Origin of the sequence: Paraburkholderia sp. GAS448 (genome assembly GCF_050435685.1) — a bacterium.
In the GTDB taxonomy this organism is placed as follows: Bacteria; Pseudomonadota; Gammaproteobacteria; order Burkholderiales; family Burkholderiaceae; genus Paraburkholderia.
Map to the genome: position 1 here is coordinate 1 of NZ_JBNDKT010000082.1, position 13,544 is coordinate 13,544.

3 protein-coding genes are annotated in these 13,544 nt (G+C 62.5%); 1 reads left to right on the forward strand and 2 read right to left on the reverse strand.

The window, feature by feature from the left end:
• Positions 1 to 90: 90 nt before the first annotated feature.
• Positions 91 to 6,900 (reverse strand): filamentous hemagglutinin, encoded by a 6,810-nt coding sequence (locus P3T23_RS45980; protein ID WP_429322660.1) that lies wholly within the window; start codon positions 6,898 to 6,900, stop codon positions 91 to 93.
• A 1,134-nt stretch (positions 6,901 to 8,034) separates the two neighbouring features.
• Positions 8,035 to 11,004, reverse strand: coding sequence for a hypothetical protein (locus tag P3T23_RS45985; RefSeq protein WP_429322661.1), 2,970 nt, complete (start codon positions 11,002 to 11,004; stop codon positions 8,035 to 8,037).
• A 69-nt stretch (positions 11,005 to 11,073) separates the two neighbouring features.
• Between P3T23_RS45985 and P3T23_RS45990 the strand changes: the two genes are divergently transcribed.
• On the forward strand, positions 11,074 to 13,395 hold the full coding sequence (locus P3T23_RS45990; RefSeq protein ID WP_429322662.1) for a hypothetical protein: 2,322 nt from the start codon (positions 11,074 to 11,076) through the stop codon (positions 13,393 to 13,395).
• Positions 13,396 to 13,544 lie beyond the last annotated feature (149 nt).

The following is a 13,544-nucleotide window of genomic DNA, read 5'->3' on the forward strand; positions in this document are numbered from 1 at the left end:
ACATCGCCGGTTGATCTTAACCGCCGCGGTGCGGCTACGCTCGGCCGTCACTTGCAAATGATTCTCGATTCGGCGTGCTAAATTCACCGCTTACGCTTCAGCTGCGATCGCCAGCGCCTGCGTGGGCAGATTGGCGAGTGTCGAGGCCGCCGTGGACACCGTGGAAGACCCAATGGCAGGCGCGACACCCGCCAGCTGTCCCAGCGTACTGAACCCGGAATCGACCGGGGTGTCCCAGTTCGCTACGCCGAACGACCCCGTCGTGCCGTTATACGTAATACCGTTGGTCGCGCCGGCGGTCACCATCGCAACCGCCATGGACTCCGCAAGGCCCGCCAGACTGAAACTGCCGTTAAAGGCATCCGTTGTAATGGAGTTGGCCATCGCGGTAACGGCCGCGTTCGCCACCCCTGCTTCAACTGTGCCTGCGGTCGCTCCGACGAGTGCGGCACCCGCACCGGCGGTCATGACCGAAACCATGGCTACCGCCACCAGCTCGAAGACCTCCGCCTGCCATCCTCCCGAGGGATCAGCAATAAATGTCGTATTGAGATCGTTGCTGACGGTGCTTTGCGTGAAGTTGCTGCCCAGCTGGCTTTTCAGGTTCGAGAGAAGCTGTGAGGTGGCGGCCTGGTTCACGCTGCCGTCGGCGTTCACCTGCTGGATCGCGCCACCGATCTGGCTGATCGCGTCGGCGTTCAGATCGTAATTGGCGGCGCTCAGGAAGCCGCCCTGCTGCACCACCGTGCCGGTGGTCACCTCAACGCCATTGCTGAGCTGGTTGTAGATCGTGCCGACGTTGGTCGAGCGCTCTTCGTTGGTGAGCGTGCCAGTGTCCACGCTCAGCGTGCCGCTTGCGCTGATGCTGCCCGTGTTGAGAATGCTGTTGCTGTAGTTGAGCGCGACGTTTGTGCCGCTGATCGTGCCGTCCGCATTCACCTCGGCATAGTTCTGCGGCAGCAGTACCTCGGGCATCAGTGCCTGTACAGTGGGACAGGCGCCATTTCCGGTTGCGGTGCAGCCCGGCTCGGGCACGGTTTCCTCGACGTACCAGAGCATCGGCGCGTTCACCAGCGCGAGCTGCGCGGCGCTCAGCTGGGTGCCCAGCGCCACGTTGTTCTGCTCGGCATACTGCAGCGCCGCGCCGTAGAGCGCCTGCGTATCCTGGTTATTGATGGACGTCTGGCTGGTGCTGTCGGTCGCGCTGGTCGTGCTGTAGAAGCTGCTGTTGCCGGTGGCGATAAGCGCGGCCTGCTCGACCTGCTGCGCCTGCGTGTACGGGTCGTAATAGAACTGCGTGGTGGCGGGCTGCAGGCTCGCCGGCAGCGCCGCCAGCAGGGCCGCAGGCGAGAGGTCACCGGTCACCAGCGAGGCCGGACTGTTGACCAGGTAGGTGGGAGATGAGGTCTGGCCAGCAATGGTCTGCACCGCAGGAGTAACCGGCTTGCCGACGGTCTGCACGCCAATCGGCGTATTGGACGGAAGTCCGGCCGCACCCGTCACGGACGTCGGCTGGCCGCCGAGCGTTGTCACGAGCCCGGCGCTGTTGACCGTGGTCGTCGCACTGCCTGGCACCGAGGGCGGTCCGAGCGAAATCACCTGGCCCGACACGGCAGGCGGAGGCGTATAGACGTTCGGATTGGTCAGCCCGTTGACGAGCTGCGAGCCCGTCAGACCCACAGTCTGCCCACTGATCGCGCCGGTATTGGTGAGCGTCGGCGAATTCACCGACAGGGTATTGCGCGCTTCAATCGACGCCGGCACGAAGCCAGGCATGTTGACCGACGACGGCGAACCCGCCGGATCCTGCGGCGCGCTGCTGCTGTAATCACTGCCATACAGCGTCTGGCACAGCGCCGGATCGTTCGCGCAGCCCCACGTCGCGTAGGAAACGCCATACCGGGTGAACCCGCTGCTCCAGTATGCGTTCAGGATCTGGTCGGCGTTGCTGACCGATCCCGTCGCATTGATCGTGACGTTGTTCAGCGCGGTGACGAGACTGCCCGTATTGCTGAAACTGCCCGCCGTCAGGTTGACGTTGTTGGTCGCCGTGATCGTCGCGGGCGCCGCCGACTGCACGTCGACGTACGCCTCGCAGTTGCTGGAGCAACCCGTGAAAGGCGTCGCGCTGCCGTAGTTCTGGTGCACCTGCACGGGCGCGGCGATCGTGTTGGTGAGCGTCGCGGCATTGATATCGACGTCATTGCCGGCCGCAATCGCCCCCGACGTGTTGGTCACGCTCGCGGCCTGCGTGAGATTCGTGGGCGTGGTCGAGGCATCGCTTGCCGTCGTGCCGGTCCCGCCGATCACCACATTGCGCCCGGCCGCCAGATTGCCGTACGTGTTGTTGACGGTATTCGCGGCGATCACGATGTCGTGGCCCGCCGTCACATTGCTGTTGATCTGCTGGTACGCGTAGGTCTGCGAGTTGGGGTTCGTTGTCACCCCCGGCGAGCATCCTGTGAAGCCCGCCGCACAGCCGGCCGTCGTCGTCATCGTGCCGGTGTTGGTGCCCTGATTCGTGAAGCTCGACGCCGTGACAGTCACGTCATTGCCGGCAGCCAGCGTGCCCGCGTTGGTCAGGTCGCCGCCCGTCCCGGTCAGGTTCAGGTTGTGTCCGGCCACGATCTGGCCGGTCGCACCCTGCACGGTCACCGAGGACGACGTGGACAAAGGCGTCACGGTACCCGGTGCGCCGAGCTGGATGCCAGACGGATCGATACAGGCTCCTATCCAGTTCGGACAACCGCTGGGACCGGGCGTTCCGTAGAAGCTGTTCCAGATCGAAATCGTGGAAGGCGCCTGCGTCAGAAAGCTGTTGAGCGCCGCCATCGAAACCGTGTCGGTGACCGTCGAGGTGTAGCTTGAGCCCCCGTTCGACAACGACTGGACATTCACATTGGCATCGTTGCCGGCGCTGACCGTTCCGCCCTGGTTGTTCAGACTGTTGGCCGTGATGCTGACATTGTGGCCGGCCGCAATCACCGAACTGGCGCCTGGCGCTCCGCCCGTCGTGGTGGTTGTCTCCGTCGCGGTCGGCAGGGCGAGCGTCATGGTCGCGATGCCCATACCTGCGTTCGCGGAGGTCTGGACAAACCAGAGATTCTGGGTGATCGGGTTGCCGTTGTTGTCAGAACCGGTGACCGTCGGAATCTCCACGAACGTGACCGTGTTTCCCGACGTAGATGCGGGACTACCCGCCAGCGTGTCCGCACCAAAATCGAGGGCCTCGATCTGGGCGGCGACCGAATTTGCGTCGACTATGCCGGCAGGCGACAGTGCATCGGCCAGCGTTACGCTGTTTCCAAAGGACGCCACTCTGCAGCACTCTCCCAACCCAGCTGGGCCGAGCAGGGTCGCGACATCGATCGTTTCAGACCCCACGACCATCGCCAGGGCGAGCGCCGGGTTATCGACCGTCGTGGTGGTCGTGGTCGTCGCGCCATTGCCGGCCGACGAGTTGATCACGTTAGCTGCCTGGATCGCAAGGTCACTGGTGGCCGTCAGCGTGCCGCCGGCATTCGTCAGGTCGCCGGTGAGGTTGATGTTGACGTTGCCCGCGCCGGCCGGGGATGATGCATTGCCCGCCATCGTCGTACCGCTGGAGTTGTCGTAGCTCGATCCGCTGATGTTTAGCGTGTTGACGGCCTCAACGGTGCCGGCGTTCATCCCCGAGCCGTTCAGCGTGAACGCGTCGTTGGCCTGCACGGTTGCGCCCGCCTGGTTCGCGAGCGAGCCGTTGATGGTCAGATCGTTGGCGGTGACAGAGCCCGAATTCGTCACCGCGCCGTTCAGGGCCAGCGTGCCGGTGCCCTGATTGATCGTCCCCGAGTTCGAGATGCTGCCCGCTGTCACCGTGACGGCGGTGCCGGGCAGCGTCCACGCGCCGCTGTTGCTGATCCCCTGCGCCGACAGGTTGAACGCGCTGCCGCCATTCAGGGTGCCGGTAGTCGCGGCCGACGGATCGATCGTCTGGTTCGGCAGGTTCACGGTCAGACTGTTTTGCGCGAGAATCTGGCCGTTCGTGTTCGTGAAGCTGCCATTGCCGCCGCTGACATTGACCGTGACGTCGCCGACTGGTGAGGCCGGATTGTTCACGTCACCTGCAAAAATCAGTCCGTTGCTGTTGTCGAGCGATGCGCTGGTCAGGGTCAGCGCATTGGTCGCGAGCAGCGCGCCGGTATTGGTCGTGCTGCCCGAGACAGTCAGGGTGTTCGTCGGGCCGTAGATCGAGCCGCTGTTATTGAGATCGGTCGCATTGACCGTTGCGGTCTGCAGCGACGACAGCGTGCCCTGGTTGGTCACCGTCGAGCCCGACACGGTGAGATTGCCCGCGGCCTCCTGTGTGCCGACGTTGGTCACCGTGCCGCCGGCCAAGGTAGCGTTGCCCTGGTACGCTGCCGTGCCGCCCGTGGTGAGGCTCGTGGTGGCCGTCGCGCTGTAGGCGCCGCCGATCGCCGCGTTGGCGGTTGTCACGTTTGCGGCCGAGAGCGTCGCATTGCCATTGACGCTCAGTGCGGGTGCATTCGCGTCGAACGCGGCGTTCAACTGGCCCGCCGACGTGTCGAGACTGTCCGTCGCGGTCGCCGTCAGGTTGCCGCCAACCGCGAGCCCCTGCGTCGTGATGTCTGTGCCGGTGAGTGTCGCGTCGCCCGAGACGGTGATCTGGGCATTCAGCGCGAGCGTCTGCCCGGCGCGCAGCGTCGCATTGCCTGCGGCCAGAACGGGCGCGCTCGCCGTGAGGTTGCCGCCCTGCGCGTTGATACCCAGGTTGCCCAGCGTCTGGACGCTGCCCTGCGCGCTCACGTCGGTGCCGGCGGTCACGTTCAGATCGCCGCCCGACAGCGCATTGCCGCCGAGCGTCGCGCTGCCGTTCGTCGCGGTGAGCCTTTCGGCACCGACTGCGGTGGTGGCGCCGACCGAGAGGTTCTGTGCTGCCGTGGCGCTCAGGTTGTTGCCGGTCTGGATCGCGCCGGTCATCGACAGGTTGCGGCCTGCCGTCAGTGTCGTGTCGTTCGCGACACTGACCGCACCGCTGCCGGTGAGATCCCGCCCGGCGTTCACCGTCGCGTTGCCCGTACCGTCGACTTCCAGCCCGCCATTGAGCGCCACATCACGCGCCGCCGTGATCGTGCTGCTCTGGCCGCTGTGGACCTGGCCCGCCACCAACGCATCCTGTCCGGCGGTGATGACGATCTGGCCCGGTGTCGACAGCGAGCCGCCGACTGCGACATTGCCTGCAGACGAAGCGATCATCGCATCGCCCTGGCTGTACACCGTACCGCCCAGGGTCACGCCCTGCTGCCCGGCCGCAGTCAGTGCACCAAGCGTCACCACGTTGCCGGTGGTCGTCAGTGTCCCCGTCGAGGCCGTGAGGCCCGTATCACCGACGGCGGCCACCGGGCCGTTGACGGTCGCATTGCGCGCCCCGGTCAGCGCCACGGTGCTGCCGCCCTGTACCGCACCGTTCACCGTGAGATCCCGTCCGGCCTGCGCCTGGATCACGCCCGGCGCGGTCACGGCCGAATTGACGGTCAGGTCCCCCGTGGCGGTCTGCAGCGCCAGATTCTGCCCCGACACCGATCCCACGGTCATCGAGTTTCCGGCATTGAGCGTCACATCGCCGGTGGCGGCAACCGACGTCGCCGACAGGTTGCCGCCCGAGATGAGCGACGCATCCTGGCCGGCGGACACGGAGCCGCTCGCCGTAATGTCGCCGTTTGCCGAGACCGTATAGTTCTGGTTCGCGAGGCCTGTATCTGTGATCGTGGTATTGCCCACGCTCGCGAGACTGACGTTCTGGTTCGCGAAGGTGGAGCCGACCGTGATATCGCCGTTGGAGGTCACGTTGACGTTGCCGGCGGTGGCCGCGAGCGCCCCCTGCTGATTCACGCCCATCCCCGCTGCAGTGGCAACGATGAAAATCTGCCCACTCGTGACCGAACCGAAGTTCGATGCGTCGATCGCGAGTCCGTTAGGCGTCTGGATGGTGGCGGCATTGTTCGGCAGCCCGTTCGATGCCGTCGCATAGGTCGTGCCCGTCGCATCGGCCACCGTCGGGCTCACGAGCTGGTTGCCCGCGATCAGGTTGACGCGCTGGTCCGCGCGCAGCGGCGCGTTGAGGCCGATGGTCTGCGCGATTACATCGATGTTGCCCACCGTGCCATCGATGCCCGGTCCGGGGCCATTCGCGCCCGGCGCGCCTTCGATCTGGATATGCCCCGACTGGACATCATAGGCGAGCGCGCCAGCATGCGCGTAGTCGGTGGGCGTGCCGCCCACGCCGGTGAGGAACTGCGGCACGCCCGTCGTGAGGGTGAGGTTGGAGACGTTGGTAAGCGCCGTGCCGCCCGGCACCGAGATGCCGTTCGGATTGGCAATGATGAGCGCAGCGGTGTTGCCGAACACCTCCAGCGGACCGGCGATGACCGACGCGTACTGCGCGCCGGTCGAGGTCACCTGCGCGAGGATCGTGCTCGCGCTGCGTCCCGCGAGGTTCGGATTGGCGCCGACCTGCCCGCCGATGAGCGACGTGCCAGCCGTCAGGCTGTTGTTGAAGATCAGGCCTTCGGGACCCGCCGACAGGCTCTGGAAATGGTTGGCCGACAGGCCTTGCGCATTCGGTGTTACGACGTTAATAACGGGTACGCCCCCCGCACTCTGGCTCACCGTCGGCTGGAACGGAACCGGCGCGCGGGGATCGACGATCGGCGCGGCGTGCGCCACTTCGTCGGCGAGGAACACCTCCGGAGCAAAGTACATGACCCCAGCCATCACGATCGCGGTCGCACGCATCCATAGCGGGCGTCGACCCTCCTCCGTCAATGAGGAGGCAAAAAAACGGCGTCGATCCGACGCAGCGAGCCGCGCAGCATGACGCTGGCCCAGCTCGACCGACATTCTGTTTCCCGTGCGCATGATTGTTGGTGCGTTCTTGGTGGGGACGACAGGGCGCCGGATAGGTCCGGAGCATCTGGATTTAATTTGACGTGCGAAACTATCATGGGGCCCGTACGAATGACAGAACCGGCCTCGCGAATTAACAAACATTGACAAATACGTCGCGCCTTCACAACGCGAAAACACACAACCAGACCTGTCCGATTGACGAGGCAAATCCGCACATGCAAGTTCCCTCTATTGCAAGCTAGGCGCGTGCGCAACACGGGATGCAGTCGACACTGCTTTTTGGAAATTCATCGAGTCGGGTAACTTGACCAGCACATTGCTGCACATCGATCAGCCATGAAGAAGGCAGAATCTTCCGCATCGGCACGCCCAGATCGCGGGCACGCATCAGGGCGGCAGCAAACCAGACCAGAGACGATATATAGTGGTCCGCTTGCGATACTGGGGCGGCGGGCGAGCGAATCCGGCTGGCGGTGTCTGGCCGGGGCGTGGGCCGGCTATCAGGCCCGGCAGTACCGCCAGGCCATTTGCCTGGTTGGCCTGAGCGACCGATGAAGATTACTGCATAGAAAAGTACATCGTCATGTCAACGAGAACAACGAAGCGACCGCTCAACAAGTGTAAAGACTGTGGCCACACGTGGTATCCCAAGGGCAGATCGGTTTCGCTACGGTGCCCAAACTGCCGGAGTACGAGTACAAAAAAAGCCGGTCTGGGTGTCGGCGCCAGTATTCTGATAGTAATTGGACTCGCTATTGCTGGGAAGAAGGAAGGGACGCAAACGGCACCGGCGGATCAAGCCGTAGTCGCGTCGCAGGTCCAGGAGACGAACGCCGTACCGTCTCCTAGTTATTCGGGGGCTAGTTCGGTATCCGCTATACCTGCTGGCTCCGAAGCGCAATCGGCGGTGCCACGAAACGGTGCTGCCTCCGATACAGCGAGCGCCGAGCAAGCTGACGAGGCGGAGAGTGAGCCGAGCACTGCACGGGTTGCCCCGCCCGATGGCCAGTCCAGCGCGGATGATTCCGATGTGCCTGGCACGCCCGCATCTGATGCCGCAGTTCGTTCCTACGACCATCATTAGACGCACCTTGCAATTCCCCTGCCGGTCAATAAATAAATCGACTAGCCCGCATTTTCATCGCGCTCTTCCCGTTTTTCCTCCTCATCTTCCTCCTCCTCCTCCTCTTTCTTCTCTGGCGCTTCCGGCTCATGCGGCGCGGCCTCGCCGCGTTCTACACCGCTACCGAATTCAGATGGCGTTGGCGCGGTCTCTTCCTCGCCGTCACCCGTCTGCGCGCCACCGAAACCCTCCCCGCCCCCGAAGTCGGGCATCTCGCCGCCGCCCATGTCCCCTTCGCCACCGCCCCCGCCTCCAAAGCCATAATCCTCTCCGCCTGACGTATCCGAACCCGACGAGTAACTGTCGGTGGCTTCCGTCGTGCTCTTGTCCTGTACGGTCTTGAACTTCTCGTTCGCCCGGTTGGTGATCGGCAACAGGCCCTTGAAGAATTCTCTGAACGCTTTCTGCAACTGTTCGATGTGCTCGGTCTGCATCCTGAAAACATCCACGAGTGGCTTGCCGTCCTCATCCATCGTGGTGAGCTGGGCCAGCTCCGGCAACATGCCGTTTTCGATCATGTACAGACGGATGAAATAGGCCTTGGCCACCTCCTTCAGTGTTTCTATTTTCGCGGCGATGTCACCGCCCGTATCCGTGGTGAAAAACTTCTCGGAGAGCCACGCCTCCAGGCCCGCTTCAAGCGCCTTGGTGTAGGTCTCAAGCGCTGTCACCTGGTTTTCCAGCGTCGATGAATTCGGCCGCGGCAGCGACACCTCGACGTTCATCAGGAATTCGACCAGGATCTGCTCGACGAGATATTCCTTCTGTTCGTCGCTGACATTTTTGTCGCCGTCCTTGACACGTACAGGCCGCTCCGTGATCACGGGCACTTCGGCCTTGCGGTCCGGCTCCGAGCCAGCACGGTACATCGACCAGTTGCGCGCCTCCTGCCGGTCCTCCCTGTCGAACTTCAGCTTGGCGAAGTTATCGCGCAGGATCTGCTTGAGGTCCGCCATCGTCTCCGCGGTGTTCATCACGTGGATGCGCATATGGGCCGCAAGCTGCGGGTGAAACTCGTCCTGCAGCTGCATCACGCGTTTGGACATCAGCGTATTACTCGTGACGATCGAGGTGGCGAACTCCGGCTGGCTCGCGGTGTCGATAAGCTCAGGCGGCGTACCGACCTTCATGAGCGCGCGCTTGCGCAGGTTATCCTCAAGGTCTGTATCAGGCTTGGCGTAGCTGGTATTCTTTTCGCCGAAGTCGATGTTCACATCCGGATAACCCGGATGTCCCTCCACCACGAAATTGAAGCCAGCACGCGCGATGAAGTCCAGCACGTCATAGGGCGAACTGATTCCTACCGGCATCTGGTTGGACCGCAGACGCGCGGTCTCGTTCATGATGGTTTCCATCGTCTTCTCGGGGTTCGGATCTTCCTCATCGAGCTTGATCTTGACCTCTGTGCGCGCGATGGAATTGCGCACGCCCGCCATCACGTTCGAGAAGAGCAGCGTCGTGCGCAGCCCGTTCAGGATGCGGATCTCATCGAGCAGCGATTCGCCGATGCCGTTCTCGTTGAACCGGAAGGCGAAGTACGTCATGAATTCCGCGGGGATGAAAAGCAGCTGGCTGTTCTGTCTGGCCAGCGCACGCGCAAACATCACGCGATACACTTCCTCACGCCGCGCAATCTCGACACCCGAACCGTAGACACCGTTGCGCAGGCGCGCGAGCAGGTCCTGCTCGATCATGTCGCCATAGACCCGGGCGCTGTAGTCGAGCGACTCCCGGTTCGTGAAGTTGAAGCCCTCCATCTGCGACTTCACCTTGTTGATCATCGCGGAGGGAAACGCCCCGCCCGTGTTCAGCTGCTGCGTCATCTGCTGGTAGGAGTCGGTGATCGCCTGCCTGACGATCGGATGCCCCTCCATGTCGAGCAGCACGAAAAATCCGACCTGATGCTCGGGCGTGCCCGGCACGTGCACCGGGATCACCGCCTCCGAGGGAATGTGCATGGTCAGCGGGCTGCCGACCGTGCGGCGCGTGAGCTGCTCCTGGGTCTTCACGCTCGCGATAGGTTGATACCCGTACTGCCGGTTGCGATACAGCACGCCCGTAAGTTCGCGGTCGTTCATCTGCGCGATCGACATATCGCGGCCGTAGCCCACCGATTCCAGCGCCGGTGACCTGAGCGCTTCAAGAATCCGGTGCTCGCGGATCTTCTGCTTGATCGCCGGGATCTTGAGTACCGTCGGATTGTCGGTCACGCTCAGAAAAACCTCTTCCTGAGGCAGCGGCTGCGCGAATCCCTGTTCGAACCGGACCTGCCCGACGTGCCGGCTTTCCCATGCGTTGAAGCGCCAGTCGGCAAACGACTCAGCCGAGATGCTGGTCATGCTCTGCTCGGTGGGCGCCGTCTTCTGTACCGGCCCGAGTATCCCGAGGGGCCTCACCGTGCCATCGGCATAGATGTGCTCCGAGAGCGACTCCATCGACAGGCGCTGCTCCCCGTTGATCACGGCGTCGACCGAATTTTCTGGAATCACGGCAACCGGATATGAGCCCGTCCTGAAGAGCGCAGCCCTCAGGATCTCCGGAATCAGCGCCTTAATTTTATGGACCTGCTCGAAATGGCGCCGGTAGCGATCGATGAGCGCGCCGCTCACATCGGGCGGCATCAGTCCCTCCGGCGGTGTGAAGGTCAGGTCGATCGACATCATGTCCTTCGGCGACCCGATGCTGGCCACGAGTACCTGCTGCGCGAGTTCCATGTCGGGCAGCAGGCCCATCACGGTTGCCGTGTCATTGATGTTGCGGGCGGTCTGCTCCGCAGCATTGCGGAACTCGTACAGGTTGGGTTGCGTGATCTCCCTTTGGCCCTCCTGGTTGTATTGCGCCGGACTGGTGGACGGAACCAGCTTGGCAAGGATGGCTGCGGTCTCCGGATCGCGCCGCACGAGTTGCAGGACATGGAACTTCCTGCCCGTTGCAGCCGATTCAATCACCCGCCGGTAGGCACTTGAGTTCATGTTTTCCCCTTTCCCAGGTTCGGGAACCACTTCAGGAACCGATCCGCATCCATCGCCCGGAGCACTGTCGTGGCATCGAACAATTCCAACGAGTTACAGGTCTATATCAACCAGTGCATCCAGCTCGCGAGCACCCTCACGATCAAGTCACGGGAAAGCGTGGATGGCCTTAACCAGTATGTACAGGACTACTTTGGATTGTCGGGATTCGACGAGACAGACCCGACGACGTGGAAGTACTACATGAACGTGGCCGGGCAGTACCACTTCACTGATACGCCCATGCAGGTGAAATCGCTCGACACCATGCAGATCATCGATTTCACCGTGGACAACCTGAAAATCCATACCGCGACAGCCGCCGCCTACCAGTTTGGGACATGGGAGTATTACCGGCTCGTCACGCAGTACCCGAAGCAGGTGTTCCTGATCCTCGGGATCATCTATCCGGTGGGTATCCAGAGCGCGATCGGCGCCGCCGATGGCGACATTCTTGGATGGCCAGCCTCGCTCATCGAACCCAACGAGTTCAGCCTGGTACAAAAACTTCAGGGCTGGATCAAGGCATTCAGGAACCGCTGGTTCAATCCGCAGTATGGGATCAGTGACGAGCTTTACTTCACGGTACAGAATTCGAACCTGTACTACGGCCTCGCCATGGCGATCATTTCGTATCGCCTTGCCGCCTGTGGCACCGCCGAAGCCCACAGCTACCACGTCAGGCAGTACCTCGCATCACATCTGGGACTCGATGCGTACTACGACCAGTTCACACTCGCGCAGTCCATCTGGCTCTACCGCAACATCAATTACATCGAGCGCAATGCCGGCAAGCAGTCCACCTTCAGGACACTCATCCAGAAGCTGCTGACGGACCGCGGCATACCGCTGGCAGCCTGGGTGATGAACCACAATGTGTCGGATATGCCGGATTCGCTTTATCCGGCGATCGAGTTCGACGCCGTTGCGCTGAACCCTGGCTACAACGCTGTGGCGGACACCACCTGGACGCTCGACCAGATGCTCAATAACGAGCAGCCGGTGGCCGTAGGCAATGCGCTGATCCAGCCCGACGTCGAGGCGAATATCCAGACGCGTATGGAAAATTCGCGCTCGAACACCCTGCAGACCAAGGTGCTGAATTCAGCCATGATCGACATGTCCGGATCGAGCCCCTACACGCTCGAGGACATCCTGCTCCACCACTGGGCCTTCTTCGCGAGCCGCGATCTCTATACGGCTTTTCTCGTCGTGAACAACCCCGTGACGGGAGAGCCGATCGTACCCATGACCGCGAAGGACGGCTTTGCGTTCATGATCTACTGCTTCTGCCAGTCGGTCGGCTTTGACCTGACCAACGAGGCTGTTCCGAGCGTAATCGCCACACGTGTGCAGCGCATTCCAACTCCATCGATCGCGGACCTGATGTCCGTGGTTGACGCCGGTCTCGTGACACAGGGTATCGCCCTCGAAGCGCTCTCCTGGCAGCCCGCCATCGTTCCGATGATTTCGGTTGATGCCTTCTGCGCCACGGCGAATGCAATCTGGCAGGCGGCCACCAACCAGTGGAAGCTGATCGCCTTCCAGGAGCATCAGGAACGTCGCGGCATGGTCTTCGGAATGGTGGAGCGCATCTACTCCGACAACGTGATCCAGCTTGGCGATGATAGCAACAGCGGTGGCGGCGAGACCTACGCACAGTGGTTCAGGCTGCGCAATATCGACATCACCGTCTTCTCCGCTGACGACTACGGCCTCATGTACCAGTCGCTTGTAGAGGCCGCTACCGGAGTGAACCTGCAGTCGACCCACTCTGTTGCAAACCTGCAGGCGGCCATGCTCTCCATGATGCGGAAGCTCTCGAGCTACGGCATCCAGTTCATCTCCGAGATCAACGACTCCACGATCAGGGACGTCGGCACGGCCATCATACGAACGGGCGACAACCTCACGGCGTCCGTTGAGGCCGTCTACGACGGCGATACCGAAGTTGATGTCATCCGTTACCGCTCGCTCGCGACGCTGAATTTCGATTACGACATCAATGCCGCGATGTGCAACCGGCTCGAAATATCCGCACAGTCGAGCGTAAAGGAGAGGATCGGCCTTGTCGTCCGGCCTGCGCGCGATCCGATCGACATCTACGGCTACGTCAGCATGCAGGGCATGGACGTGCGATCAACCGTGCGGGTCGAAACGGGGAGCCCGGTCATTCCTCCCCTGATCGGCATCGAGAACTGGCTCGCGCTATCCGATGCGGACCGGGCCGCTTCGATCGTCAGCATCTGGCCACCGCCCTTGCAGACACCTGGCAACCCGCTACCCCAGATCCCGGACATCTGGCCAGTCAGGAATCTCGGCGGCCTCACCTATACGCCACCGGCCGACTAGAGCAGCCCGCAGATTCTTAAGGCCGGTTTCCGTTAGGGCTACACTGAAGAAGCTACCGTTTTCGCCAACAGCTTGCCGTTGAATTTCGGAATGCGAGATCAGCGACCCGACTTGTTCGATTTCCTGGCCCTGAGGGGCCTTGCAAGCGG

Bases quoted from the DNA above. Each gene is read 5' to 3' on its own strand.
- P3T23_RS45985 (WP_429322661.1), bottom strand. From the start codon at position 11,004: ATGAACTCAAGTGCCTACCGGCGGGTGATTGAATCGGCTGCAACGGGC.
- P3T23_RS45980 (WP_429322660.1), bottom strand. From the start codon at position 6,900: ATGTCGGTCGAGCTGGGCCAGCGTCATGCTGCGCGGCTCGCTGCGTCG.